Below are 26,235 nucleotides of genomic sequence, written 5' to 3' on the forward strand. Positions count from 1 at the left end.
ATGAAGACCGTCTCGCCGGCGGCCCGGCGGTGGAACGCGCGCGTGTCCCGCCGCCGGCCGGGCCCGGGGACGGCCGCGCGCTCCGGCTCCCGCCGCTCCCACGTCCCGGCCCTGGACGGCCTGCGCGGGCTGGCCGTCCTCGGGGTCCTCCTGTTCCACCTCGGGGACTTCCCCGGCGGGTTCCTGGGGGTCGACCTGTTCTTCGTGCTCTCCGGCTTCCTCATCACGGGGCTGTTGCTGCGGGAGGCCGGGGAGAACGGCGGCCGGATCGACCTGGCGGCCTTCTGGGGCCGCCGGGCCAGGCGGCTGATGCCCGCCCTCGCCCTGGCCCTGGGCTCGGCGATGGTGCTGGCCTCCGTGCTGGGCACGGCGGCCATGGCCCGCTTCGCGCACCAGGACGCCCCCTGGGTGGTGGCCAACCTCGCGAACTGGCATTTCATCGACGCGCAGGTCGGTTACTTCCAGGCGAACCCGACCCGGGTGTTCACCCACCTGTGGAGCATCGCGGTGGAGGAGCAGTTCTACCTGCTGTGGCCACCGCTGGTGCTGCTTCTGTTGCGGCTGCGCCGGACCGCGGGTGCCGTCGCGGTGGCCGGCGTGGCGCTGGTCGGTGCGCTGGTGTCCGCGGCGCTGATGGCGCTGCTCGTCGACCCGATGGACACCACCCGGGTCTACGAGGGCACCGACACCCGGGTGTTCGCCCTGCTGCTCGGCGCGCTCGCGGCCACTCCGGCGGTGCGGCTGCGGGTGGCGCGGTTGCCGGGGCCCGCCGCGGGCCGGCTGGCGCTGATCCCGGCGGGCCTGCTGGCCGCCGGGTGGGCGCTGGCCTCGGGGACGGGGCAGCTCGTCCTGTTCCGCGGCGGGTTGCTGTTGCACTCGGCGGCGGCGGCCGCGCTGATCGCCCTGCTCGCGCACGTCCCGGCGTCCCCGCTGGGCAGGGTGCTGAGCTGGCGCCCGCTGACGGTACTGGGCGGGCTCTCGTACGGCCTGTACCTGTGGCACTGGCCGCTGATCCTGCTCCTGGACCACGCTGGTCCCCGCCTGGACGGCTGGGTTCGGACCCTGTGGCTGGGCGGGCTGGCGGTGGCGGTCGCGGCATCGTCGAAGGCACTGCTGGAGGACCCCGTCCGCTACCGGGCCCGCTGGGCCCGCGGCCGCCCCGGGGTCCTGGCGGCCGTGAGCACCCTGGGCGCGCTCGCCGCACTGTGGCTGGTGCTGCCGCTGATCGCGCCGACGGCGCCGGGTGCCGTCGTGGACGTCACCCAACTGTCCCTTCCCTGAGGCGCGGTGGCCGGATCCGCGCTGTGCCTGCGTGCGTTCGGGCCGGGCTTCGGGACCTGTCCCAGACCGTCGCGGGCGGGCGGGCAGGCAGACAGGTAGGCAGCCGGTGCCGGTGATCCGGCTCCGCTGGGCCCGGGCGGGCGGGCGTCCTTACCGAGGCGCGTGGCGAGGCCTCGTGCCACCTTCCGGGTCGGGTTCCGTCGGACTCAGCCGGTGTGGTGGAGGTCGCACTGCGCGAAGACCGGTCCGGGGGCGTCGCTGCTGACCACGGCGATCCGGGGGGCGGTCGCGGTGGTCGCGGGGGCGTCCTCGGCGGTGCAGACCAGTTGCTGGATGGCGTAGGGGCTCAGCGCGGAGGTCGGCCAGGACAGGCGCAGGGTGACGGTGCCGTCCTCGCCGGTGGCGGTGACCTTGCCGGAGGCGGGCAGGGCGGTGCCGAGACCGGTGGGCTGCTCCGTCCGGGTGGGGCCTGCCATGAGGGCGTCCAGGGTCTGCTGGAGGCCCTCGCGTTCGGTGCCCGGCCTGATCGTCAGGCGGATTCCCTGGGGGCTGAGGAAGTACAGCCGGGTGCCGGACTCGATCCCGGTGGCGGGCTTGCCCGACTTCACCGCGCCCGCCGTGTCGGGGATCGTGCAGCCGCAGGCCGTGAGGAGCAGCGCCGCTGCGGCGGTCGAGCGGAGGCGGATGGTCATGGGGCGTCCTTCGTCAGGGGTCCGCGGGGCAGGACGAGGGTGAACACCGCGCCGCTGCCGGGGGCGTTGGCGGCCTCGATGAAGCCGCCGTGCAGGCGGGCGTTCTCCTGGGCGATGGCCAGGCCGAGCCCGCTGCCCTCGGAGCGGGTGCGGGCCCTGTCGGCCTTGTAGAAGCGGTCGAACAGGTGCGGGAGTTCGGCGGGCGGGATGCCCGGGCCGCGGTCGGTGACGGTCAGCACCAGGTCGGATCCCGGCCGCGGGCCACGGGTGGTGAGGGTGAGGCGTACGGGCGGGCGGCCGTGGCGCAGGGCGTTGCCGGCCAGATTGGCGACGATGACGTCGAAGCGGCGCGCGTCGAGGCGGACGGGCAGGGCGGCGGGCAGGTCCAGCTCGATCCGGTCGCTCCAGCCGCGCAGGTCGAGGGTGGCGCGTACGGCTTCCGCGGCGTCCACGTCCTCGGTGCGCAGCGGGGCGGCGCCGGCGTCCATGCGGGAGATCTCGATGAGGTCGTTGACCAGGCGGGTGAGGCGGCCGGTCTCGTTGCTGATCATGCGCAGGGCGGTCGCGGTGTCGGCGGGCAGGTGTTCGGCGTCCTCGTCGAGGATGTCGGTGACGGCGGCCATGGCGGCCAGCGGGGTGCGCAGTTCGTGGGAGACGTCGGCGGCGAACCGGCGGCCCTGGCTCTCGACCGCCCGAAGCTCCTCGATGGTGCCCTGGAGGGTGCGGGCGGTGTGGTTGAACGTCTTGGACAGCTGGGCGAGTTCGTCGTGACCGGAGACGGCGAGGCGGGTGTCGAGCCGTCCCTGGGCGAGGGCCTGGGCGGCGTCGCCCAAGGCGCGGACGGGGCGCAGGACCTGGCGGGTGGCGAGCAGGGCGAGGCCGGCGGCCAGTACGGCGGCGAACACGCCGGCGCCGGTGGCGGCGGCCAGCAGCGTGCTGGTGGCCTCCTGTTCGCGGTCCAGGGGCAGGAGGGCGTAGACGGTCAGCCCGGACAGGTCGCCGGCTCTTGCGGCGGGGCTGGCGGGGCTGGCGGGGCTGGCGGGGCCGGCGGTGGTGTGGGTGGTGTGGGTGACGGGGACGCCGACCGCGAGCCAGGAGTGCCCGTCGGCGGTGAATCGCTGGAAGGCGCCGTGGCCCGAGCCGACGGTGTCCTGGAGGGCGGCCGGGATGGTGACGGCGGCGGTCCACTCGGAGTGGGCGGCGCCGTAGCGGGCCAGGACGTGCCAGTCGCGGAAGCCGCCGGTGCCCGAGAGCCGGAGGGACAGGCGGTCGAGTTCGGCCTGGGTCGGGGGGAAGGGCAGGGCGGGGGCCAGGACGTCGACGCGGCGGCGCAGCTCGTCCAGGGCGGTGTCCTGGGTCAGGTCGAGGGTGGAGCCGGTGGCGGCCTGGTAGGTGAGTGCGGAGGTGGCCAGGGCGCTGACGGCGGCGGTGGCGACGAACGCGGCGAGCATCCGCGGACGCAGCCCCAGGACGGCCCGGCGCCACCGGAGGAAGCGGGAGGCGTCGGCGCGGTCCGGCCGGTCGTCGGCACGGGCGGTGCCGTTCGCGGCATCGCGCGTCCGGGTTTCGGCCGAGGGGTGCTCCGGTGTGTGCGGCGGGGTGGTCACAGGGGTCCGAATCGGTAGCCGAAACCGCGCACGGTCTGGAGGTAGCGGGGCGCGGAGGGGTCGTCCTCCAGCTTCGCGCGCAGCCGGTTCACCCCGGCGTCGACCAGGCGGATGTCCTCCTGGCGGCCCAGGCCCCAGACGGAGTCCAGCAGCTGCTCCCGGCTGAAGACCCGGCCCGGCGCGGCGGACAGCTCCAGCAGCAGGCGCAGCTCGCCGGGTGCCAGGGGCAGCGGGGTGCCGCGTTTGGCGACGGTCAGCGCGGCCCGGTCCAGCACCAGGTCGCCGTGCACCTCCCGCACCGCCTCGGCCACCCCGGGCGCGGGGGACACGTTGGTGGTGCGGCGCAGGACGGCCTTGATCCGGGCGTCGAGGACCCTGGACTGCACGGGCTTGACCACGTAGTCGTCGGCCCCGTACTCCAGGCCGAGGACGGTGTCGATGTCGTCCCCTCGCGCGGTCAGCATGATCACCGGGACACTCCCGTGCGTGCGCAGCCGCCGGCACACCTCGAAGCCGTCGATCCCGGGCAGCATCAGATCCAGCACCACGATCTCCGGAGGCTCCCGGAACACCTGCTCCAGGCCGTCCTCGCCGGTGGCGGCCATCCGCACCTCGTGGCCCTGGCGGCGCAGGCCCAGGGCCAGTGCCTCGCGCACCGACGCGTCGTCCTCGATCAGCAGTACCCGTGACATATCCACCAGTATCCGGCCCTCCGACCTGCGCAGGGGGCCGTGGGGCAGGGATCGGCGAGGTTGTTGCGAAACGCTCATACGCAGCTCACAGGCCCGGAAACCGCGCGACGGACGGTGGTTCCGTCGCCGTGGCCGACGCCGCCGAACAGTCGCCACCCCCGCCAACGCGTGAGGAACCCCACGTCCAACGGCTACACCTTCAGCTTCCCCGAGCAGTGCCCCCGCCCTGCGGATCTGCTGCTCCGCGCCCGGGCCCCCGGGCCCCCGGGCCGGCGGATCAGGTCGTGGGGAACTCGACCCGGACCCGCAGTCCGCCCGTGCCGGCGGGGACGGCGGTGACGACGGCGTGATGGGCGCGCGCGATGGAGGCGACGATGGACAGGCCCAGGCCCGCGCCCTCACCCGGGCTGTGCCGACGCTCCCGGAGGCGGCGGAAGGGCTCGAAGAGATAGGGGACGGTCTCCGGCGGCACCTGGGGACCGGTGTTGGCGACCTCCAGGACACCGTCGTGCACGCCGACCTCGACCCGGCCGCCGTCGTGGTTGTAGCGCAGGGCGTTGCCGACCAGGTTGCGCACGAGGTGTGCCAGCAGCACCGGATCACCCTCGACGGACACGGGGGCGGTGTCGGTCCGGACGGTGACGCGGTTCTCCCGGGCTTCCTGCGAGGCGTCGCACTCGGCGGCCACCGCGCGGGCCAGCTCGTCCAGTGCGACCGGTTCGCGCCGGTCCAGCCTCTGGTCGGAGACGGACAGCAACAGCAGGCCCTCGATGAGCCGTTCGCTGCTCTCGGAGACCTCGATCAGTTTGCGGCGGACCCGGGCGACGGCGGCCGGATCCTCGGTGGCCAGCCCGATTTCGGCCGCGGCCCGCTGCACCGCGAGCGGAGTCCGCAGTTCGTGCGCGGCGTTGGCCGCGAACCGCTGCTGCGCACCCACCAGTTGTTCCATGCGGTCGAGCATGGCGTCGAAGGTGTCGGCGAGCTGTTTGAGCTCGCCCGGGGGTGCGTCGAGGGCGATCCGCTCGTGCAGGTTCTCACCCGAGAGCCGCCGCGCCGTGTTGGTGATCACCGCCACCGGGCGCAGCACCCGCCCCGACATCCACCAGGCGAGCGCCACCGAGATGACGGCGAAGGCGGCCAGAGCGATCAGGGAGACGGTCAGCAGCTGGTTCTGGGCTGCCTGCTCGGCGGCCTGGGTGACGACCTTGACGGCCTGGAAGTGGGACTGTCCGCCGTCGGCGGGGGCGGTTCCGGGTGGAGCGTTCGCGGGTGAAGCGGTTCCCATCGTGAGGGATTTCGCCGCGGCGGGGTCCGGGGTCGCCAGTGTGGCCAGTCGCGGTTCGACGGCGACGGCCGTGCTGATCGAGGTGTACAGGCCCTCCCGGACCAGGAAGTTGACCAGGAAGATGAGCATGGCCCCGGCGAGGACGAGCAGCCCGCCGTAGAGCATGGTCAGCCGGCCCCGTTCCCCGCCCGGCAGCCGCGGGCGTGGTCGGCCGGGCAGCGGAGGCCGGTTCAGGCCGACCGCGGCGAAGCGCCTCATGCCGGGACGCCGATGCGGTAGCCGTGGCCGGGCACGGTGTCGATGACCGAGGGCTCGCCGAGCTTGGCGCGGAGTTTGCTGAGGACGACCCGGACCGCGTTGGTGCGGTATCCCATGTTCCGCTCCCACACCTGCTCGATCAGGTCCTCGCCGCAGACCACGGCGCCCTCGGCCTGCATCAGCACCTCCAGGACGCCGAACTCCTTGCGGGACAGGGCGAGGTAGCGGCCCTCCCGGAAGGCCTGGCGGCGAGCGGTGTCGAGGGTGATGCCCGCACGTTCGATGACCGGCGGAAGGGCGGGGTGGGTGCGGCGGCCGAGCGCCAGGACCCGGGCCAGCAGTTCCTCGTAGGCGAACGGCTTGGTGAGGTAGTCGTCCGCGCCCAGGTCCAGGCCGTCGACGCGGTCGCGGACGGTACCGGAGGCGGTGAGCATCAGCACCCGGGTCAGCAGCCGCTGCTCGACGACGCTCTGGCACACCTCGTCGCCGTGCGCCCCGGGCAGGTCGCGGTCGAGTACGAGCACGGCGTAGTCGGTGAGCCTCAGCCGCTCCAGCGCGTCGGCGCCGTTGTACACGACGTCGACGGCCAGGGCGTCGCGCCGCAATCCCTCGGCGATCATGTCCGCCAGGAATTCCTCGTCCTCCACGATCAGTACACGCATGACACCAGGTGTACCTGAGACCCACCTTTCGTCGCCGTAAAGGTCTCGGCTGACAGCGGCGAAATGCGGGTGCGTGCCAGCCTCTGCGTGGCCGGAGTGGTCGGCCACTCGTCATCGGCCACTGGTCATCGGACACGGAGGAATTCCATGCGGAACCACATGCGGAACCACAGGTACGGCGCGGCGGCCGCGCTGGTGGCGGGGATCGCGCTGTTCGCCACGGCCTGCGGCGGAGGCGCCACGGGCTCCGGCGGGGGCGGCGGCTCGGACTCGTCGGGCACGGGCGCGGCGGCGGACCAGGCCTACGAGCACCGTAAGTGTCTGCGCGAACACGGCGCCCAGGTGAAGGAGCCCGAGCCGGGCCAGGACCCGCGGGCCATGGTCCTGGAGGGCGGCCAGGACAAGATGGCGGAAGCCCTCAAGGCCTGCGGGGGAGTCGGTGGCGCGGGTGGCGCGAAGATGTCCCAGGCCGACAAGGACAAGGCCCTCGAATTCGCCCGGTGCATGCGCGGTAACGGTGTGGACATGCCGGACCCGAAGTTCGACGGCGACTCGGCGATGTCGGGATCGGCGATGAAGATCCCGGAGGGCGCCGAAAAGGACAGGTTCGACCAGGCGAACAAGGCGTGCAGTGGTCAGAATGCGCAGTGAGCGCGGGCGCAGCCGCCGGACGTACCTGATCGCCGTGCTGGCCACCTCGGTCACGCTGGCGGGCGGGGTCACGGCCCTCTCGCAGACCGGAGGCGGCGGCAACGCCGGCGTGGACCGCACGGACGGGCTGCCGCCGAGCACGGGCTCGGTGGAGCGGCAGGACCTGAGCAGTCGGACCAGGGTGGACGGGGTCCTCGGTTACGCCGAGGAGCGCCGGATCAACGCCGGTGTGCCGGGCACCCTCACCTGGCTCCCGGAGGCCGGCGCGGTGGTGAAACGCGACGGGGTTCTCTATGAGGTCGACGGCCGGAAGGTCCGGCTCATGGTCGGCGAGCGCCCGATGTACCGGACGCTGAAGGCCGGCGACGAGGGGCCGGACGTCAGACAGCTGAAGGAGAACCTCCGCGACCTGGGCTACGGCAAGGGGCTGGCCGCGGACGAGAAGTTCACCGCCGGTACGGCGGAAGCGGTCAAGCGCTGGCAGAAGGCCCACGGCCTGGCCCAGACCGGCGAGATCGGCCCCGAGCAGATCGCCTTCTCGCCCGCTCCGGTGCGGATCAAGAAGAACGACGCGGCCGTCGGCGACCAGGCAGCTCCCGGCAAGCCGGTCCTCACCGCCACCGGTTCCGAACGGCAGGTGCAGATCAAGATCGAGGTCTCCCGGGCCGACCTCGCCAAGCCCGGCACCCGGGTCGAGGTCGACCTGCCCGGCGGCGCCAGGGCCAAGGGCAAGGTCGCCTCCGTGGACCGCACCATCGGTGAGGACGGCAAGGAGCAGGGCTCCCCGGACAAGCCCGCCAAGATCACCGCCCGGGTGGTCTTCGACGACCCGGGGCAGGCGGAGGGCTTCGACCAGGCGCCCGTCACCGTCGAGCTCGAAGGCGAGGTCCACAAGGACGTGCTGACCGTACCGGTCAACGCACTGCTCGCGCTGTCCGGCGGGGGCTTCGGCGTCCAGGTCGTGGAGAACGGGAAGGTGCGCGAAGTCCCGGTCCAGCTCGGCATGTTCGGACAGGGCCGGGTCGAGGTCAGCGGGACCGAGCTGACCGAGGGGATGAAGGTCGGGGTGCCCAAGTCATGAGCGCGGTGGTCGAGTTGAACCAGGTCACCAAGGAGTATCCGGGCGGGGTCACGGCGCTGCACGGAGTGGACCTGCGCATCGGACGCGGCGAACTGCTCGCCATCGTCGGCCCTTCGGGGTCGGGCAAGTCCACCCTGCTGCACATCGTCGGCACCCTGGACCGGCCCAGCGCCGGATCCGTCACCCTGGCGGGCCACGACGTCGCCGCCCTCTCCGACCGCAGGCTGTCCGCCCTGCGCGCCCGGCACATCGGCTTCGTCTTCCAGTCCTTCCACCTGGTGGCCGGGGTCAGCGCCCGGGACAACGTCGCCGAGGGCCTGCTCTACTCGGGCCTGCCGCGCGCCCAGCGCCGCAGGCGCGCGGCCCTGGCCCTGGAGCGGGTCGGGCTCGCGGACCGGATGCACCACCGTCCGCACGAGCTGTCGGGCGGCCAGCGGCAGCGGGTGGCCATCGCCCGGGCGGTGGTCGGCGAACCGGACCTGCTGCTGGCCGACGAGCCGACCGGCGCGCTGGACTCCGCCTCGAGCGAAGCGGTGATGGAGCTGCTGTACGACCTCAACGCCGAGGGTGCCACCATCGCGGTGATCACCCACGACGGCGAGATCGCCGACAGCCTGCCACGCCGGGTCCGCATCCGCGACGGCCGCGTCGTGGCGGATCTGCGCACCGGCGCCGCAGACCCGGCCGATCGGGGTGGGGAGCGATGAGTCGCACACGGCTCTCCCCGGCCCGGCTCGGCCCCCGCGACGTCCTCCACGTCGGCTCGGCCGGCCTGCGCACCCGGCCGCTGCGGGTGGTGCTGTCCGCGCTGGGCATCGCCATCGGCATCGCCACCATGATCGCGGTGGTCGGCATCTCCTCCTCCAGTAAGGCCCAACTCCTCAGGCAGCTCGACCAGTTGGGAACCAACCTGCTGGTGGCATCCCCTGGGCAGGGGCTGTTCGGCGAGAAGGTGAAGCTGCCCGAGGAGTCGATCGGCATGCTGAGCCGCGTCCCCGGGGTCGAGCAGGTCGGCGCGACCGGGGACCTGGCGCAGTCCGTCAGACGCAGTGAGAAGATCCCCAACGACGAAACCGGCGGCATCACCGTGAAGGCCGCCACCGAAGGACTGCTGGACGTCGTGCGCGGCGCGGTCGGCTCGGGCACCTGGCTCAACGAGGCCAACGGGCGCTACCCGTCGACGGTTCTCGGACACGTCGCGGCCCGGCGCCTGGGCATCGCCGCCCCGGGCCAGCAGGTCCACATCGGCGGCCAGTACTTCACCGTCATCGGCATCCTCGACCCGCTGCCGCTGGCTCCCGAGATCGAACGGGCCGCCCTGGTCGGCTGGGACGGCGCCGGCGCGCTGCTGGGCTTCGACGGCCACCCGACCCAGATCTACGAACGGTCGACGGACCAGACGGTCGGCGCCGTCCGCGCGCTGATCCCACGCACCGTCGACCCGCAGAACCCGCACAACGTGCAGGTCACCGACCCCTCCGCGGCACTCCAGGCCAAGGCCGCCACCGAGGGGGCGTTCACCGACCTCCTGCTCGGACTGGGCGGGGTGGCACTCCTGGTCGGCGGCGTCGGGGTCGCCAACACGATGATCATCTCAGTGCTGGAGAGGCGCCACGAGATCGGACTGCGCCGCTCCCTGGGCGCCACCAGGGGCCAGATCCGTCTCCAGTTCGTGACGGAGTCCCTCCTGCTCTCCGGACTGGGCGGGCTGGCCGGCGTGGCCCTGGGCGCGACCGCCACCTACGCCTTCGCCGCCTCGGGCGGCCTGCCCTGGGTGATCCCCTTGTGGGCCGTCACCGGGGGCTTCGCCGCCACCTTGCTCATCGGTACGGTCGCAGGCCTCTACCCGGCCGTCCGGGCCTCCCGACTCTCCCCGACCCTCGCCCTCCACGCCGGCTAGCGGGCGGCACGGCGTGGGGTGCTCCTGGGAGCCGATCCACCCGACCTGCCCAGAACGTGTCCGGCCCCGACGTCTCCGTCGGGGCCGGACACGTTCTGCAAAACAATGAGGCCGGCCGGACCGGCACAGCTTCGATCCGACCGGCCCCATCGGGTCAGTTGACCTCTGTTACTTGACCTCTGTTACTGCGCCACCGAGGACTCGATGCCGACGCCGTCCTGCACGCCGACGAGTCGATCCGTGGGCAACTGGTCAAGGGCGCGATCCTTGAGAAGGACCAGAGCACGGGCGGGCAGAACTCGTCGCTGGGCTGCCCCACCACCCGAGAAGCCCCCTGACCAGCCTCGATGGCCGCGCGGGCAGCCGGTCGAAAGCCGCGAGGAATCCTGCCGCCCGGCTGCTGCCGCGCAGGGTGGATACGGAGAGTGCTGGATCACGGTGGTCGGCCCGCACGTCACGCGACAGGTCCAGGTCCAGGTGCTGGAGCGGCGCGGCCTCGTCCGTCGCGTCGGCGCGCCCAAGAATCCGACCTGGTACCACAACCTGGTCGCGCATCCGCGGGTCGAGCTCCAGGGCGGCGGCGTGCGCCAGGACATGACGGCCCGCGAGGTCGAGGGCGCGGAGCGGGAGCTGTGGTGGTCCCGCGCGGTCGAGGTCTGGCCGGACTACGCCGAATACCAGACGAAGACGGACCGGGTGGTCCCTGTCTTCGTGTTGGAGCCGGAGACCGCCGGCCGTTGACCCCGAACGGCTCGGGCGGGACCCGGACGGTCAGAAATCGCCCACCCGCCCGAGCCCTTCGACCTGCCGTGCCGAATCGTCGTACCTGCGAGGGTCTTCGAAAATACCGGCTGGGGTGTTTTTCCCTGCGGCGATAACGCGGACGGGAGTCCGGTCGGCGCTACCTGCGACCCGCCGGCCACTTCGGGGCGGTGGCCGCCTCCCGCTCCTTCCTTCCCTCCCTCCCTCCCTGCTGCGCGGACCCACCGGCGCAGCCGAGCCCTCGCCGCCGGAACAGACCACCCCACCGGCCGTCGACGTCATGGCGTAGCCCCGCGCGCTGTCGGCGGCCGCTACCGGCACCGTGGAGGGAGGCTTCCCGGGCTCGAACCCCCGAGCGGGTCCGGGAAGCCGTACCAACGGCAACGGCCCAGCACAATGCCCTCTCGCGCGGGGGGGGCAGCCGGAATTCCTGGCTCGATTCCGCCGCCGACGCCTTGCTCTGCGGGCGGGGTTCCGCCCGTCCACGCCGAACGGCCCGGCCTTCATGAGGAGGGTCGGGCCGTTGCGATCTCGGTTCGGGTGGTGGGTCAGCTGGTGGGGGTGCCGACGATGTTGGTGAGGTCGACGGTGGCCCATTGGCCGTTGGGTTGGAGGGCGGTGAGGTTGAGGTGTCCGCCGTCGGTCGAGCCGTGGGAGTAGATGGCGAGGGTGCCGTCGGGGTCGGTGGTGGCGCTGAGGGCGCCGTCGGTTACCGGGGTGCCGACTTTGTTGGTGAGGTCGGTGGTGGCCCAGTGGTTGGCGGTGTCCTTGTAGGTGATCTGCAGGTGGCCGTTGGCGGCGTTGGCACTGACCACGCCGGTGACACCGTTCTTCATGGTGAAAGCACTGGGCGCGCCACCCGCCGAGACCGGGGTACCGACGACGTTCGTGAGGTCGACCGTTGCCCACTGGCCGTTCGCATACCTGGCGGTCCCCTGGAGATGACCGTCGACACTGCGGGAGTAGATCATGAGGGTGCCGTCGGAGTCGGTCGTGGCACTGAGCGCGCCGTCGGTGGCCGGTGTGCCGGCCTGGTTGGCGAGGTCGGTGGTCGCCCACTGGCCGGCGGCGTCCTTGTAGGTGATCTGCAGGTGGCCGTTGGCGGCATTCGCGCTGGCCACACCGACGGTCCCGTTCTTCTGGGTGAAGGTCGCGGGCGCCCCACCCGCCGATATCGGGGTGCCGACGACGTTGGTGAGGTCGACGGTGGCCCAACTCCCGTTCGGCTGGAGAGCGGTGAGACTCAGATGCCCGCCATCGTTCGAACCACGGGAATAGATCGCGAGAGTGCCATCGGGATCCGTCGTGGCACGGACCGCACCCCCGGTGACCGGCGTACCGACCTGGTTGGTGAGGTCGCTGGTGGCCCACTTGTCGGCGGCGTCGCGATACGTGATCTGCAGGTGGCCGTTGGCGGCGTTGGCACTGGCCACGCCGGTGACACCGTTCTTCATCGCGAACGCACTCGGCGCGCCACCCGCCGAAATCGGAGTGCCCACGACATTGGTGAGGTCGACGGTCGCCCACTTGTCGGTCGGATACCTGGCAGTCCCCTGAAGATGACCGTCGACGCTGCGGGTGAAGGTGTAGGCCGTGCCGTCGACACCACTCACCGAACTACCGTCACCAACCGCCGGCACCCACGCCGAACCCGGCGCCGGGTCGTTGACGACGTTCTTGTAGCGCAGTGCCTTGTAGTCGCCGTTCGGGTGCGAGTCGAGGGACGCGGCGTTGATCGAGACCCCGGTCCGGTGCTTCACCGGTGTGCTGCCGAAGGAGTAGTACGAGAAGGTGGTGCGGGCGGCGTCGTCCCACTTCTCGAAGAGGATGACGTGGTCGTAGTACGAGTTCAGGATGTCGCCCGGCATCAGATCGCTGCGGCTGATCTGGTAGGTGAAGCTGTCCGCGAGGCCCTGCGTGTTGGCGCTGGTGCCGAGGTGCCAGGCCATCGAGACATAGCCCGAGCAATCCGTGCGGTAGGAGCGGCCGGAGGAGTCCGGGTACGAGCCGCCCTGGTCGTAGCCGATGGACTTGCCGTACCAGTACTGGGCACGGGCGAGGATCTCCGATCGGGTGATCTGGCCGCCGACCGAGGAGGTCGTCGCCGCGTACGAACTCCCGGCGGTGACGGCCGTGACGACCACGGCACCGGAGGCGGCGATGGCGGCGGCGAGCGTGACGCGCAGCAGCTTGGAGGCGTTCGAAGGCATGACAGCTCCAGCAGGCATGACAGCTCCAGCAGGGAGGAAGGGGTGGGATCGGGCCGTGCGTGGCGCTGAGCGCACACCGGGAGGTGACGGCTGCCCTGCAGGAGCAGCGGTCGGTGACACCTGGTCCGGTGTGCTGCCCCGGGCAGGTGCTCCCTGGCGGCGGTCACCAGTCTCACCACCGGTCAGGAGCCTCGAAAGGACCTTGGGCAGGCCGGAACCGGCCAGGCCCGTTCCGGCCTGCCCGCTCGTTCTCCTTCACCGGGTTCCGGCCAAGTGCTGCTCTACAGTGCGTCGTTGAGTGGCGTTGATCAGGAGGCGAGTCCAGTGAGGCAGAGGTCGCCCGCGCAGTCGAGGGCTGCACGGACCTCTCCCGACTCCACGGTGAGCTCGGTGAGCTCGGCGAACGTGGCGCACGCCGCCGCACCCTGCGCGACTACGTCCTTCCACCGCATCCCGGCCGCCGGTCCGGGGCGACCACACCCCCGACGGCACGGCCTCCCTCGCCCCGCGAAGCCACCCGCTGGATCATGGGCCACCCCGGCCACCTGCGCGAGGATGACCAGCAGCAGCTGAAAGCACTGCTCGCCCGTTCACCCGGGCTCACGGCCGCCGCCGGTCGCGTCCGCACCTTCGTGATCATCACGACCAACCGCGAAGGCGACAAGCTGCGGCACTGGATCGCCAACGTCTGCGCGGACGAGCAGGCCGGCCCGGCCGAGATGGAAGGTCGGGCCCAACTGCCCCGCGCTGGAGCCGTGGTGGAAAGCAGTGAGGCCCAAAACGCCTGTATCGGATGCCCCTACTTCTGGTGGACCCAGCCCAGATGCCACGCCTTCAGGAGATCCACGCCAACCTCGTCGACCGCCTCCAGGGGGCAAAGGAGCAGGGATGGTTCGGCGAGGTCGCCGCCATCGAGACACCCTGGCCGCCGCCGCGCAGAAGCTGGAGGCCATGTGCGAGCGTGCAGCGCAACCGTCTACCGTCCACCTCGGGATGCCCGACCTCCGTCGGGACGCCGACCGGAGCAGCGCCGATTCGGAGGACTGAGCGTCGACCGCTGGAACCCAAGACCCGTGGGCGCGGCGGACGCTCTCGTGCGCGCCCCGTGGGTGCTCCTGCACGCCGTCTACCGCGTGGCGTGGAGGTGCGCGAGGATGGGCGGCCGACCGTGTCCGGCACACGACCGAAGGGGCAGCAAAATGGGTGAGCACGAGAAGCCGCCGCCGGATCCTCAGAAGGGCACGCCGCCTCCCAACAACGCCGACGGCGAGGTCCCCCCGGCTCCGCCGTCCGACGGCAAGCACCGCAAGTAGAACCGTGGCTGACGAGGACTTGGCCGGGCGCCGGGCGCGCCTGGACGCGGAGATGGAGCGGAGCGGGGCGTGGCCGGCCGCTTCGCCGTGGCTGCGTGGCGCCTTCACCGCGCTGCCGCGCGACGCGTTCGCGCCGGACCGGCTGTGGCGGTGGGACAACCGGGCCTACGTGCCGCTCGACCGCTCGGCGGATCCGGACGGCTGGGCGGCCGAGTTGTACTCCGGCGTCTACTCCGCGGCCGTCACCCAGCTCGACGGCGGCCGGCCGTCCTCGTCGCTGTCCGCGCCCTCGGTGGTGGCGGACATGCTGGACAGCCTCAGGGTGGAGCCGGGGCACCGGGTGTGGGACGTCGGCACCGGCCAGGGCTGGACGGCGGCGCTGGCCGCCTGGCGGGCCGGGCCCGGCCTGGTCGTGACCACCGAGGTGGACGGGTACCTGGCCGAATCCGCGCGCGCCCGCCTCGCGGCCGCCGGACTCGACGCCGAGGTCACCCTGGGCAACGGCACCCGCAGCGGCCCGCCCGGCGGCGTCCCGGTCGACCGGCTCCACGCCACCTACGCCGTGGAGACCGTCCCCTGGTCCTGGGTGGCGGCGGTACGGCCGGGCGGACGGATCGTCTATCCCTGGGGGCGGCTGGGCCACGTCGCCCTGACCGTGGCCGACGACGGACGGTCCGCCACAGGATGGGTCCAGGGCCTGGCCCAGTTCATGGGCGACCGGCACGGCCCGGCACAGCCGAGCACCGGCAGCGCCGCCTTCGCGCAGGTGCGCGGCGGTACCGAGCCCGAGACCCGCCAGGCGCTGGACCGTGACTCGCAACTGCTGGACGACTGGGACCTGCGGTTCGCCCTGCGGGTGGCCGTGCCGGACGCTGTGGTGCTCACCGCCCGGGACGACGACGGCCTCAACGCCTGGATCCACGACGGCACCCGGTCGTGGGCGACGGTGACCGCGCGCGGTGACGGCGAGGCGCCGCTGCTTCTTCAGGGCGGACCGCGCCGCCTCGGGGACGAGGTGGTCGCCGCCTGGACCCGGTGGGAGGAACACGGCCGGCCGGGCCGCTACGACTACGGGATCACCGTCACCCCTGAGGAGCAGTGGGCATGGCAGGGCGGCCCGGGCGGCCCCCGCTGGCCCATCGCGCAGGCAGCCCCGGCCGGACGCTGACCGGGGCGGCGCGGTGGGGACACCGTCGCAGCGCCCCGAGGGCCTGCTCGGCGACGGCGCGTCCGGCGTCCCCCGGGCGACGGCCTCCGTTCCCCGTGGACAGCCCAAAGGAATCCGCGCGATCTCAACTCCTGCAAGCTGAAGGCGACTTGCGGAAGATGATCGTGTCCATCCCGCTGACCGACGACGAGCAGGCAGCCGTCGAGGACGGCCAGGCAGCCATGCACCGGCTACTCGACCGCCTCGCCGACACACCCACTCCGGCCGGCCCGACACCACGCGAACTGGACGTGCCGGTGACGGCCCGCCTCCTGCGGGTGGGGTGTCCGGAGGCCGGCGTGCCCAGGAGCGGCCCGAACTTCCGCCCTGAGCGGAGGCCACGCAAATTCACATGACAGCTGCGGCCGGCTCCGTGATCCTTTGCCGATGGCCGTAGAACCGAACCTTCTCAGTCTGAGCATCGTCTGCCCACCGCCCGGCGAGGGCGGCGTGGAGGTCCGCCCGTTCGTCAGCGGCCGGGATCTCCTGGCCGACCTGTCCCTCCGTAACAGGGAATCAGGCGGCCCCCCGTTCGTGGGATCAGGCCCCCGGTATCTCCTGGGCCGGGGCGGGCCGTTGCATGCCACTGGAACGCCCCACGAGGTTCGGCTCGCTCGATCCGGATGCGGCTTCGAGCGGTGCTGCAGTGCTCTGTACGTGACGGTCACGCGCGACGAGGAGCATGTCGTCTGGGCGAGCTGGCGCGACCCGGCCGAGCGGGGCTTCGACCTGCCGGAGTTTCGGTTCGCCGCGGATCAGTACGAGGCCGAGGTCCTGCGAGCTGAGGAGGACCGCAGCTGGGAGTGGCCGGCAGCAGTGGTTGCGACGCTGCTTGAGGCGGGGCTGAGGGGGCGCGAGGACTGGCTCGCCAGGTGGGAGTGCGAGTTGGAGGCCGTCTGGGCCTTTCGAGGGGAACCCGATCGGATCGACGTCGTCCTGAGGCATCCCCCTGGCCGGGACGAGGCGGATCTGCCTTGGGCCCAGTTCCTGATGACCCTCCCGATCTCCGCGGACGACCCGTCGGACCAGGCCGAGCACCTTGAAGCACAGCTGACCGCAGGCGATCCCCGTGCCACCGCCGAGCTCTGCGGAGGCTACAGGCCAGAGCAAGTGGGCTACCCGTGGCCGTAGCCGGCCGACCCGCTGTAGCGGGTGCGGCCCTGCGTGTCGATCCACATGTCGAGGTCGATGCCGGCCCGGCGGCTCGGGCCGACAACGCGGCCGCGGGGTGCCGGGGGTCGCGGGGAGGGGCTTCGCCGGGGTGACGGCCACGACCTGCTCTATCGTTCCCGTACGGATCGGGTGGGACAGGTGGGACAGGTGGGACGGGTGAGCGGCCGTGGGCCGGGGAGGGGGTGTGCGGTGTCGGGGCGTTCGGGCCGGACGGTCACGGTGTTGGGCGGTGGGGTGGCCGGGCTGACGGCGGCCATGGAGCTGGCGGAGCGCGGCTTCGAGGTGACCGTGGTGGAGCCCTCCGGGTGGGGCGGGAAGGCCCGTAGTGCCTCGGTTCCGGGGACGGGTACCGGCGGGCGGCTCGACCTGCCCAGCGAGCACGGGTTCCGGTTCTTCCCCGGCTTCTACCGGAGCCTGCCGGACACGATGCGGCGGATCCCCCTCCCGGGATCGCCCTCGGGCGTGGAAGGCAACCTGCGGGAGGCACCGCAGATGCTGTCCGCCCGGTCGGGGAGGATCGGGGAGACGGTCTCCGACGTGTCCCTGGCCGCCGGTCCGAGGACGCCCCTGCAGATCCTGCGGGCCCGGGGCATGAAGCTGGGCGCCGGGGGAGAGCTGAACGAGGAACTGCTGTACTTCGCCAACCGGCTGCTCGTCTACATGACCAGCAGCGCGCAGCGGCGGCTTGGGCAGTGGGAGCAGATGTCGTGGTGGGACTTCACCGCCGCCGACGGCGCCTCCGAGGAGTACCGGAAGGTGTGCGTCGTCGGGGCGACCCGTACGGTCGTGGCGGCCAGGGCGGAGGTGTGCAGCGCGCACACCGTCGGGGGGTTCCTGGAGGCCTTCGGTTACGGCTTCCTCGGCCGGGGCGAGGCCCAGGCCGCCGACCGGGTCCTGAACGCCCCGACCAGCACCGCCTGGATCGACCCCTGGGTGCGGCACCTGGAGCGGCTGGGGGTGCGGCTCGAACTCGGTTGGCAGGTGGAGCGCCTGACGGTGCGGGGCCGCGCTGTCGCCGGCGCCGTCCTGCGCGGCCCGGGCGGCCGGCGGCGGGAAGCGGCCGCCGACTGGTACGTGTGCGCGCTCCCGGTCGACCGGATCGGGACGCTGCTGGAGCGCGGCCTGACCGAGGCGGACCCGGAGCTGAAGAAGACGGCGGACCTGCGCACCGACTGGATGGTCGGCCTGCAGTTCTACCTCACCGAGCCCACCCCGATCACCCGCGGCCACGTCATCTACCAGGACTCCCCGTGGGCCCTGACCTCCATCAGCCAGGCGCAGTTCTGGGACACCGACTTCCGCGCCACCTACGGCGACGGGACGGTGGCCGACTGCCTGTCGGTCGACATCTCCTCCTGGGACACCCCCGGAATCCTCTACGGCAAGCCGGCCCGCGACTGCACCCGGGCCGAGGTCGTCGCCGAGGTCTGGGCCCAGCTCGCCGACGCCCTCAACGACGGCCGCCGCCGGACCCTCCACGACGGCCTGCTCCACTCCTGGCACCTGGACCCGGCCGTCAAGAACCTCGACGGCCCCGGTCCCGCCACCAACGACGAGGCCCTGCTGATCAACACCACCGGCTCGTGGACGCTGCGCCCGCGGGCGCGGACGGCCGCGGTGAACCTGTTCATGGCCGGGGACTTCGTCCGCTGCCCGGTGAACCTGGCCACCATGGAGGGCGCGAACCAGAGCGGCCGGGCGGCGGCGAACGCGCTGCTGGAGGCCGCCGGGCACGGGGCCGAGCCGGCCGTGGTCCATGCCCTGTACGAGCCGCAGGAACTGCGCCGCCTGAAGGAGGTGGACGCCGCGCTCTACCGGCAGGGTCGTGCGCACATCCTCGACACCCCGGCGCCCTGGTCCTCCCGCGCCGGGGGCGACCGGTTCAGTGCGACCGGTTGACGATCAGTTCGCAGAGCGCGTCGAGGTCGGCGACGGCACCGGCCACCGCGCCGGGGCCGTCGGCGAGGCTCCGCAGACGGCGTCGGGCCCCGTCCGCGTGCTCGGCGGCGCGCTCCACCGTCCAGCGCCGGCCGCCGGCCTCCTCCACCAGCCGGGCCAGCTCCGCCTCCCCGGCCCGGCCAGGGCCGGCCGACAGCGCGTAGCGGCGGGCCAGTTCGTCGCCCGCCGCGGTGTTCGAGGCCATCGCGGCCACCACCGGCACCGAGAGCTTGCGGGCCCGCAGGTCCGCGAAGACCGGTTTGCCCGTGACCGCTTCGTCGCCCCAGATCCCCAGCAGGTCGTCCACCAGCTGGAACGCCATGCCCAGGTCGTGTCCGAACGCGGCCAGGGTCTCGACCTGCGCCGGCCCGCCGCCGCCGTAGAGGGCGCCCAGCCGACAGGCGCAGGAGATCAGCGACGCCGTCTTGCCCGACACCATCTCCAGGCACTCGGACAGCTCGACGCGGGGCGCGGCCTCGAACAGCACGTCCAGGCTCTCACCGACCGCGAGCTGGATGAGCGTGTCCAGCAGGGCCGTCGACGCTTCACCGGCGACGGCTTCACCGGCGAATGCTTCGCCGTCGGGGCCTGCGAGCACCTCGAACGCCAGCATCAGCAGTGCGTCGGCCGACCGGGTCGCCGCGCCCGGCCCGAACACCTCCCAGGCGGAGGCCCGGTGGCGACGGAGCGCGTCGCCGTCCAGGACGTCGTCGTACAGCAGCGACAGGTTGTGCACCATCTCCACCACCACGGCGGCGGGCACCGCCCGCTGCGGGTCCCCTCCCACCGCCCGGGCGCAGCCCAGTGCCAGGGCCGCTCGAACGTTCTTGCCGCCGTGCCGCCGGTGAGGGGATCCGTCGCGGGTCCATCCGAACTGGTAGGCCGCCACCTGCCCGACCGCGCCCTCCAACTGTCCGACCCAGCGCCGCAGGTGCGCCTCACAGGTGGCAGCCGCGTCCTTGAGGACCGATTCGGCCCGCGCGCGATCCGACAACACCCGCCACCCCCTGCCTCCCGACCCGGCCGCCGCCCCACACCTTCGCGGCACCCGGGCGAGCCTACGCGACCGCGTGGCCCGGCGGTCCTGCGATCGGCCGAGGACCGGCAGAAGCGGACGGCGTGCGGGCGCGGCTGATGCCCCGAGGGGGCCGTGCCGCAGGTGTTCTTCACCGAGCCGGGGCCCCGCCCGGTCACCGGACGGGCTGATTTCGCCGGGTGGCTGACTGTGCGTGCCGACGGTGTTACGCTCCCGAGAGAAGAGAGAGCTGACTCTCACTTGTTGGGCCGGGACGCCGCTCATCCGCCCTGGTCCGGACGTGCAGGAGAGGGCGGTTCTGCCAAGCGTTCGCTGCTCTTGTGGCCTTTGGCCGGTGAGGAGACCACCATGACCGCCCCCGCACCGCAGTTACCCTTCGAGCGCCCCGACGCCCTGGACCTGGCGCCGCTGTTCGCGCGTCTGCGCGAGGAAGGTCCGATCACGAGGGTGACGACACCCGCTGGCGACCCGGCCTGGCTGGTGACCCGCTACGAGGAGGCCCGGGAGGTTCTGAGCGACGCCCGGTTCTCCCGGCTGCGCCCCGATTCCGAGGGCGCGCCGAGGATCTCGGAGTCGGCGCTGCACACGCGCCCCGCCCCCACGCCCGAGGAGGAGGACCGCGAGCACACGCGGATGCGGCGGATGCTGGCGCCCGCGTTCAGCGCGCCGCGGATGCGCCGGCTGGGCGAGCGGATCGGGGAGCTCGCCGCATCCTGCCTGGACGCGATGGAGGAGGAGCGCTCACGGGAGCCGGAACGCGCCGTCAACCTGCACGACCACCTGTCGTTCCCGTTGCCGGTGATGGTGATCTGCGAGCTGCTGGGTGTGCCGGTCGCGGACCGGGGCCTGCTGCGCGGCTGGTCGGAGCGGATCGCCGCGCTGTACGGCGGGGCCGACGGCGCCGCGGCCATGGCCGAGTTCGAGGCGTACGTGGCCGGCATCGCCGAGGAGAAGCGGAAGAAGCCGGGACAGGACGTGATCAGCGACATCCTGGCCGTGCAGGCGGAGGACCCCTCGTTCACCGAGGGGGAGATGACCCGGCTGGCGGTGGGGCTGCTGTTCGCGGGCCACGAGACGACGTCGGCCCGGATCGACCTGGGAGTCCTGTTCCTGCTGAGCGACACCGGCCGGCGGGACCGCTTCGCCGCCGAGCCCGAGACGCTGGCCCGCGCCACCGTGGAGGAGGTCCTGCGGATGGCCTCGCCCGGTGGCCTGGGCCTGACCCGCTACGCCCGCGAGGACGTCACCGTCGCGGGGACCGCGATCGCGCGGGGCGAGGCGGTGCTGGTGGCGATCAACGCCGCGAACCGGGACGGGCGGGTGTTCGAGGAGCCGGACACCTTCGACCCGTCGCGTTCCCCCAACGCGCACCTGGCCTTCGGGCACGGTGGTCACTACTGCATCGGCAACGTGCTGGCACGCACCGAGATGCAGGTCGCGCTGACCGCGCTGTTCCGGCGCTTCCCCGGCCTGCGGCTGGCGGTGGACGCGCGGAGCCTGCGCGACCACGCCGAACGGCTGGCGGGCGGCCTCAGCGAGGTTCCGGTCCTGTGGTGAACGGGGAGCAGCCTCGCGAGCGGCCGGTCGCGCGGGTGGAGGCGGACACCTCGCGGTGCGTGTCGTCGGGGCAGTGCGCGGTGACCGCGCCGCTGGTGTTCGACCAGGACGAGGACGGGCAGGTCTTCGTGCTCGTTGCCGAGCCCGGCGCACGGGCGGCGGAACTGGCCCGCGAGGCAGCCGCCATGTGCCCGGCCTCGGCGATCCGGGTGCACCCGGCGCGCTAGGCCCTCTCCGGCAGGATCGACCGGACAGGTCTAGCGGTCGGTGGTGTCGGCCGCCCCCACCGCGCGAGGGTGGCCGGCATCCGCCTCGGTGTCAGGGTGTGCGGGTGTGCAGTGCGGGGGCGGGGCAGGGCAGCGGGCGGGCCCCGGTGGGGGTGAGGCCGTCGAGGACGAGGGCCAGGTAGCGGCGCCAGCCGTCCTCGCGGGGTTCCATCGTCCACAGCACGGAGACCAGCATGACGACGATGCGGTGGAGGTCGTCGGGTACGAGGTCGGCGCGGATCGCGCCTGTGTGCTGACCGCGTGCCAGGAGGGCGTCGAGGGCGGCGAAGAACTCCTGTCCGGTCGCCGGGGTCAGTACGCCGGCGGAGCGGGCGGCGGCGAGGACGTTGTAGTCGCCGGCCACCGATTCCAGTGCCGCTTCCAGCACGCGGGCCAGTCCGGAGGCGGGGTCGGGGTCGTGGGCGGCAGCCTGGATGACGGGGCGGACGTTCTCGCCGAAGCGCTCGTCGAGTACGGCTCGCAGGAGCGCGGCCTTGTCGGGGAAACGGCGGAAGAGTGTGGCGGCTCCGACGCCGGCCCGGCGGGCCACGTCGTCGAGGAGGGCGTCGGGGCCTTGTTCGGTGAAGACCTCCCGGGCTGCCCGGATGATCTTTTCCGCGTTGCGGGCGGCGTCGGCGCGCAGTAGCCGGGGGGAGTCGAGGGCCATTGCGGCAGCCTATCCAAGGGGCGGCGCAACGGCGTCGGACGGCCGGGGCGCGTGGTGGTGTGCGATCAGGTCGACGGGGGGGAGCGCGCCGGGCGCGGGCAAGGCCGGGCCGTCGCGCTCCCCCCGTGGTTCAGGCGTCCAGGTGGGTGGGTGCGAACATCCGCAGCAGGGCGGGCAGGACCAGCACGTTGGGGCCCGGGGCGGCGAGTGCGGCGGCCAGGTCCCGTGCGAGGTCGTCGGGCGTGGTGAAGGCGGCCGGGACGCCGAAGGACTCGGCCAGGCGGACGAAGTCCGGGCGGGCCAGTTCGGTGGCGGTGGCCTCGCCGAAGGCGCCCGTCATGTACTCGCGCAGGATGCCGTAGCCGCCGTCGTCGATGATCAGCCAGGTGACGTTGAGGCCGAGTTGGCGGGCGGTGGCGAGTTCGGCGAGCGAGTACATCGCGCCGCCGTCGCCGGAGACGGCGAGGACCGGGCGGCCGCCCGTGGCCACGGCGGCGCCCAGTGCGGCGGGGTAGCCGTAGCCGAGGCCGCCGGCGCCCTGGGCGGAGTGCATCGCTCCGGGGCGGCGGGCGTCGAAGGCGGACCAGGCCCAGTAGCCGAGGATCGTCATGTCGAAGAAGACCGGGGAGTCGTCCGGTAGCGCGTGGCGAACGGATGCCAGCAAGTCCTGTTCGAGTTCCAGCCCCTGGCCGTCGATCCGCTCCTGGACGCGCTTGAGCAGTTCGGCGGTCACCGCCTCGGCCCGTCCGTCCGCTGTGGCGGCCGGTACCGAGTCGGAGAGGGCGGCCAGGGCGAGGCGGGCGTCGGCGTGGATGCCGAAGGCCGGGTGGTTGGCCTCCAGCTTGCCCGCGTCGGCCTCGATCTGGATGATCCGGCCGCGCGGCGCCAGGGTGTGGTAGTTGCTGGACAGTTCGCCCAGGCCGGAGCCGACGACGAGCAGGACGTCGGCGTCCTCCAGCAGGTCGGTGGTGTGGCGGTCCTCCAGCCAGGACCGCAGCGACAGCGGGTGCTCCCAGGGGAAGGCCCCCTTGGCGCCGAAGGTGCAGGCCACCGGGGCCCGCAACAGCTCGGCCAGCCGCAGCAGTTCGTCACTGGCTCCGGCCCGGACCACGCCGCCTCCGGCCAGGATCACCGGGCGTTCGGCCTCGGCCAGCAGCACCGCGGCCTCGGCGACCAGCTCCGGGCGGGGGACCGGCGGCCGGGGTTCGGCGCGCAGCCCGGTGACCGGGGGTACGGTCACCGGCGCGAGCAGGACGTCCTGCGGGATCTCCACCCACACCGGCCCGTACGGCGCGCTCAGCGCCGACTCCCAGGCGGCGGCCAGCGCGGAGGGGATCTGTGCGGGGGTGCGGGCGGTGTGCACGGACTTCACCACGTCGCGGAAGCTGGCCTGCTGGTCGACGAGTTCGTGCAGGTAGCCGCGCCGCCGTCCACCCAGTCCGGCCGAGGGGATCTGGCTGGAGACGGCGAGCACCGGCACCGAGGCGGCGGCGGCCTCCTGGAGCGCGGCCAGCGAGGTGAGCGCGCCGGGCCCGGTGGACAGGAACAGCGGGGCGACCGTCCCGGCGGTGCGGGCGTAGCCGTCGGCGGCGAAGCCGGCGTTGTTCTCCACCCGCAGTCCCACGTAACGCAGGTCGGAGCGGCGCAGCGCGTCGAACAGGCCGAGGGCGTGCTGGCCGGGCAGGCCGAAGACGCAGCGGGCGCCGAGGGTGGCGAGTGACTCGACCACCAGGTCGCCGCCGTTGCGGAGGTGCGTCATGCGCGCACCTCGCCGGTGGCGTCGTGGGACTCCGTACGGGCGTCGGCGCGGCTGGCCGGGCGTCCGTCGGTGCGGCCGCCCGCACCGGCTCGCGGATCCTGCTCCGTCCGTTCGCTCGCGATCTGGCGGGCCATCAACGTCGTCAGCTCGTAGGCGGTGTGCGAGGCGGCCACGGCGGTGATCTCGGCGTGGTCGTAGGCGGGTGCGACCTCGACCACGTCGGCGGAGACCAGGTGGCAGCCGCTCAGGCCGCGCAGGATCTCCAGCAGCTCGCGCGAGGTGAGTCCGCCGGCCTCGGGGGTGCCGGTGCCGGGGGCGTGCGCCGGGTCGAGCACGTCGATGTCGATGGAGATGTACAGGGGGCGGTCGCCGACCCGCTCGCGCAGTTGCTGGGCGACCTCGTCCACGCCGCGCCGCAGGACGTCGGCGGAGGTGACGATGCCGAAGCCGAGCTTCTCGTCGTCGGTGAGGTCCTGCTTGCCGTAGAGCGGCCCGCGGGTGCCGACGTGGGAGAGGGCGGAGGTGTCCAGGATTCCCTCCTCGACGGCCCGGCGGAACGGTGTGCCGTGGGTGTACTCGGCGCCGAAGTAGGTGTCCCAGGTGTCCAGGTGGGCGTCGAAGTGCAGCAGCGCGACCGGCCCGTGTCGACGGGCCACGGCGCGCAGCAGCGGGAGCGCGATGGTGTGGTCGCCGCCGAGGGTCATCAGCCGGGCGCCGGTGTCCAGCAGTTCGCCGGCGGCTGCCTCGACGGTGTCGACCGCCTCGTGGATGTCGAACGGATTGGCGGCGATGTCCCCGGCGTCGGCGACCTGCGCGAGTGCGAACGGCGAGGCGCCCTGGGCCGGGTTGTAGGGGCGCAGCAGCCGGCTGGCCTCGCGGATCGCGTTGCCGCCGAAGCGGGCGCCGGGCCGGTAGGAGACGCCGGTGTCGAAGGGCACGCCGACGACCGCGATGTCCGCGCGCGGGACCTGGTCGATCCGGGGCAGGCGGGCGAAGGTGGCGGGCCCGGCGTAGCGCGGTACGCGGGAGGAGTCGGTGGGGCCGAGGGGGCTGTGGGGGGCGTGGGGGTCGGGGGCGGTGCTCATGGCAGCTCCTGGAGTCGGTCGGGCGGGGCGCTGTCGGGGCGTTGTCGGGGAGTCGGCGTCGGGGAGCCGCGGGCGGGGCGTCGGCGTCGGGGCGTCGGCGGGCGGGGGTTGCGCCGGGTCGACGGGGTCAGTTCGCGTGGTCGGGGGCGATCCGGTCGGCGAGGCGCAGGAGGGCGGCCCAGGCCAGTTCGGCGGCCCGGTCGTCCTGGAGGTCGGATCCGTGCTCCTGGCCGGTCAGCTGGCGGGCGGTGAGCTCGGCGGTCTCGCGGGACGGCAGGACGAGCGGGCCGCCGCCGGCCTGGGCGGCGATCTGGATCTCGCACGCCTTGTCCAGGTAGTACATCCGCAGGAAGGCCTCGCCCGGGGTGCGGCCGACGGTCAGCAGGCCGTGGTTGCGCAGGATCAGTGCCGGGTGCCCGCCGAGGTCGGCGACCAGTCGCTCCTGCTCGGCCAGGTTGAGCGCGACGCCCTCGTAGTCGTGGTAGCCGACCCGGTCGTGGAACTCCATCGAGATCTGGTTGAGGGGCAGCAGCCCGTCCCGCTGGGCGGCGACCGCGCAGCCCGCCCGGGTGTGCGTGTGCAGCACGCAGTGGGCGTCCTGGCGGGCCGCGTGGACGGCGCTGTGGATCACGAAGCCGGCCGGGTTGACCGGATGGGGGGTCGGCTCCACCGGGTTCCCGGCCAGGTCGATCTTGACCAGGTCGGAGGCGGTGATCTCCTCGAACAGCAGGCCGTACGGGTTGATCAGGAAGTGCTGCTCGGGGCCGGGGACGCGGACCGAGATGTGGGTGAAGATCAGGTCGGTCATCCGGAAGTGGGCGACCAGCCGGTACACGGCGGCGAGTTCGCGGCGCAACCGGGCCTCGGTCGGTGCGGGCGGCACCGTCGGTCCGGACGGTCCGGACGGTCCGAGCGGGGCGGGTGGTCCGGACGTGACGGTCGGTGCGGTCGGGACGGTCGGTGCGGTGGGCAGGCCCATGAGGCTTCCTCTCAGAGGGTGTTCGATACCGATTTAGGCTGCTGCGAGAGGTTTCGGGCGGAGGTATTGCCCGATTTTGTCGGGACTGGCGGTCAGGCGGTTGGTCATGGAGTTGACCATGGCCCAGTGGATCATCGAGCGTGACCGGTCCGGCAGTTCCTCGTAGTCGCGGTG

22 protein-coding genes and 1 pseudogene are annotated in these 26,235 nt (G+C 73.0%); 12 read left to right on the top strand and 11 right to left on the bottom strand.

Annotation, left to right across the window (positions count from 1 at the left end):
• A complete protein-coding gene (locus ACIP37_RS30675; RefSeq protein ID WP_400808735.1) occupies nt 1-1,281 on the top strand; it encodes an acyltransferase family protein in 1,281 nt (426 codons plus the stop codon).
• A gap of 206 nt (nt 1,282-1,487) precedes the next feature.
• Here the strand turns inward: ACIP37_RS30675 and ACIP37_RS30680 are convergent, their stop codons facing one another.
• From ACIP37_RS30680 to ACIP37_RS30700, 5 genes are all read right to left on the bottom strand, one after another.
• A complete protein-coding gene (locus ACIP37_RS30680) occupies nt 1,488-1,973 on the bottom strand; it encodes a GerMN domain-containing protein (protein ID WP_400808683.1) in 486 nt (161 codons plus the stop codon).
• Nucleotides 1,970-3,580 carry a sensor histidine kinase gene (locus ACIP37_RS30685; protein WP_400808685.1) on the bottom strand — a complete coding sequence of 537 codons (1,611 nt, stop codon included), beginning with the start codon at nt 3,578-3,580 and terminating at the stop codon, nt 1,970-1,972. The genes ACIP37_RS30680 and ACIP37_RS30685 overlap by 4 nt, the downstream gene beginning before the upstream one ends.
• Nucleotides 3,577-4,272, bottom strand: coding sequence for a response regulator (locus ACIP37_RS30690; RefSeq protein WP_400808688.1), 696 nt, complete (start codon nt 4,270-4,272; stop codon nt 3,577-3,579). The genes ACIP37_RS30685 and ACIP37_RS30690 overlap by 4 nt, the downstream gene beginning before the upstream one ends.
• 277 nt (nt 4,273-4,549) lie before the next feature.
• Nucleotides 4,550-5,722: an ATP-binding protein gene (locus tag ACIP37_RS30695; RefSeq protein ID WP_363587256.1), complete on the bottom strand. Its 1,173-nt coding sequence runs from the start codon at nt 5,720-5,722 to the stop codon at nt 4,550-4,552.
• 89 nt (nt 5,723-5,811) lie between these two features.
• The gene (locus ACIP37_RS30700; RefSeq protein ID WP_363620603.1) at nt 5,812-6,477 is read right to left on the bottom strand and encodes a response regulator transcription factor; all 666 of its coding nucleotides are present in this window, start codon (nt 6,475-6,477) and stop codon (nt 5,812-5,814) included.
• Nucleotides 6,478-6,636: 159 nt separating this feature from the next.
• Between ACIP37_RS30700 and ACIP37_RS30705 the strand changes: the two genes are divergently transcribed.
• The 5 genes from ACIP37_RS30705 to ACIP37_RS30725 all read left to right on the top strand — a co-directional run bounded on the left by ACIP37_RS30705 (nt 6,637) and on the right by ACIP37_RS30725 (nt 10,850).
• Entirely contained in the window at nt 6,637-7,128 is a 492-nt protein-coding gene (locus ACIP37_RS30705; protein WP_400844834.1) for a hypothetical protein, read from the top strand.
• Nucleotides 7,118-8,209, top strand: a complete 1,092-nt coding sequence (locus tag ACIP37_RS30710) for an efflux RND transporter periplasmic adaptor subunit (protein WP_400808692.1) — start codon at nt 7,118-7,120, stop codon at nt 8,207-8,209. Before ACIP37_RS30705 ends, ACIP37_RS30710 begins: the two co-directional genes overlap by 11 nt.
• Complete coding sequence (locus tag ACIP37_RS30715; protein ID WP_400808694.1) at nt 8,206-8,916, top strand: ABC transporter ATP-binding protein; 711 nt, start codon at nt 8,206-8,208, stop codon at nt 8,914-8,916. The genes ACIP37_RS30710 and ACIP37_RS30715 overlap by 4 nt, the downstream gene beginning before the upstream one ends.
• Complete coding sequence (locus tag ACIP37_RS30720) at nt 8,913-10,109, top strand: ABC transporter permease (protein WP_363587246.1); 1,197 nt, start codon at nt 8,913-8,915, stop codon at nt 10,107-10,109. Before ACIP37_RS30715 ends, ACIP37_RS30720 begins: the two co-directional genes overlap by 4 nt.
• A gap of 204 nt (nt 10,110-10,313) precedes the next feature.
• Entirely contained in the window at nt 10,314-10,850 is a 537-nt protein-coding gene (locus ACIP37_RS30725; RefSeq protein WP_363587247.1) for a nitroreductase/quinone reductase family protein, read from the top strand.
• Between the two features lie 569 nt (nt 10,851-11,419).
• Here ACIP37_RS30725 and ACIP37_RS30730 read toward each other — a convergent pair.
• Nucleotides 11,420-13,081: a hypothetical protein gene (locus tag ACIP37_RS30730; RefSeq protein WP_400808701.1), complete on the bottom strand. Its 1,662-nt coding sequence runs from the start codon at nt 13,079-13,081 to the stop codon at nt 11,420-11,422.
• 1,317 nt (nt 13,082-14,398) lie between these two features.
• Here ACIP37_RS30730 and ACIP37_RS30735 point away from each other — a divergent pair.
• The 4 genes from ACIP37_RS30735 to ACIP37_RS30750 all read left to right on the top strand — a co-directional run bounded on the left by ACIP37_RS30735 (nt 14,399) and on the right by ACIP37_RS30750 (nt 18,673).
• The gene (locus ACIP37_RS30735; RefSeq protein ID WP_400808703.1) at nt 14,399-15,562 is read left to right on the top strand and encodes a protein-L-isoaspartate O-methyltransferase; all 1,164 of its coding nucleotides are present in this window, start codon (nt 14,399-14,401) and stop codon (nt 15,560-15,562) included.
• Nucleotides 15,563-15,720: 158 nt separating this feature from the next.
• Nucleotides 15,721-15,957: a hypothetical protein gene (locus tag ACIP37_RS30740; RefSeq protein WP_400808706.1), complete on the top strand. Its 237-nt coding sequence runs from the start codon at nt 15,721-15,723 to the stop codon at nt 15,955-15,957.
• Between the two features lie 31 nt (nt 15,958-15,988).
• Nucleotides 15,989-16,732 (top strand): hypothetical protein, encoded by a 744-nt coding sequence (locus tag ACIP37_RS30745; protein WP_400808708.1) that lies wholly within the window; start codon nt 15,989-15,991, stop codon nt 16,730-16,732.
• 231 nt (nt 16,733-16,963) lie between these two features.
• Nucleotides 16,964-18,673 carry an FAD-dependent oxidoreductase gene (locus ACIP37_RS30750; RefSeq protein WP_400808710.1) on the top strand — a complete coding sequence of 570 codons (1,710 nt, stop codon included), beginning with the start codon at nt 16,964-16,966 and terminating at the stop codon, nt 18,671-18,673.
• Here the strand turns inward: ACIP37_RS30750 and ACIP37_RS30755 are convergent.
• Nucleotides 18,657-19,706: a polyprenyl synthetase family protein gene (locus ACIP37_RS30755; protein ID WP_400808713.1), complete on the bottom strand. Its 1,050-nt coding sequence runs from the start codon at nt 19,704-19,706 to the stop codon at nt 18,657-18,659. The genes ACIP37_RS30750 and ACIP37_RS30755 overlap by 17 nt on opposite strands.
• Before the next feature lie 390 nt (nt 19,707-20,096).
• On the opposite strand from ACIP37_RS30755, the gene ACIP37_RS30760 reads away from it, so the two are divergent.
• Together ACIP37_RS30760 and ACIP37_RS30765 are read left to right on the top strand one after the other, a co-directional pair.
• Entirely contained in the window at nt 20,097-21,305 is a 1,209-nt protein-coding gene (locus tag ACIP37_RS30760; RefSeq protein ID WP_363587254.1) for a cytochrome P450, read from the top strand.
• Nucleotides 21,302-21,532, top strand: a complete 231-nt coding sequence (locus tag ACIP37_RS30765) for a ferredoxin (RefSeq protein WP_363587255.1) — start codon at nt 21,302-21,304, stop codon at nt 21,530-21,532. Before ACIP37_RS30760 ends, ACIP37_RS30765 begins: the two co-directional genes overlap by 4 nt.
• 91 nt (nt 21,533-21,623) lie before the next feature.
• On the opposite strand, the gene ACIP37_RS30770 is transcribed toward ACIP37_RS30765, so the two are convergent.
• The 4 genes and pseudogenes from ACIP37_RS30770 to ACIP37_RS30785 all read right to left on the bottom strand — a co-directional run bounded on the left by ACIP37_RS30770 (nt 21,624) and on the right by ACIP37_RS30785 (nt 26,061).
• A complete protein-coding gene (locus ACIP37_RS30770; RefSeq protein WP_400808715.1) occupies nt 21,624-22,238 on the bottom strand; it encodes a TetR/AcrR family transcriptional regulator in 615 nt (204 codons plus the stop codon).
• A gap of 130 nt (nt 22,239-22,368) precedes the next feature.
• Nucleotides 22,369-23,997 (bottom strand): thiamine pyrophosphate-binding protein, encoded by a 1,629-nt coding sequence (locus ACIP37_RS30775; RefSeq protein ID WP_363588929.1) that lies wholly within the window; start codon nt 23,995-23,997, stop codon nt 22,369-22,371.
• Between the two features lie 95 nt (nt 23,998-24,092).
• Nucleotides 24,093-25,082, bottom strand: a pseudogene (speB, locus tag ACIP37_RS30780) (agmatinase); the annotation flags it as partial.
• Nucleotides 25,083-25,209: 127 nt separating this feature from the next.
• The gene (locus tag ACIP37_RS30785) at nt 25,210-26,061 is read right to left on the bottom strand and encodes a class II aldolase/adducin family protein (RefSeq protein ID WP_363588931.1); all 852 of its coding nucleotides are present in this window, start codon (nt 26,059-26,061) and stop codon (nt 25,210-25,212) included.
• Nucleotides 26,062-26,235: the final 174 nt, after the last annotated feature.

The organism is Kitasatospora sp. NPDC088861 (assembly GCF_044750105.1).
Taxonomy (GTDB): domain Bacteria; phylum Actinomycetota; class Actinomycetes; order Streptomycetales; family Streptomycetaceae; genus Kitasatospora.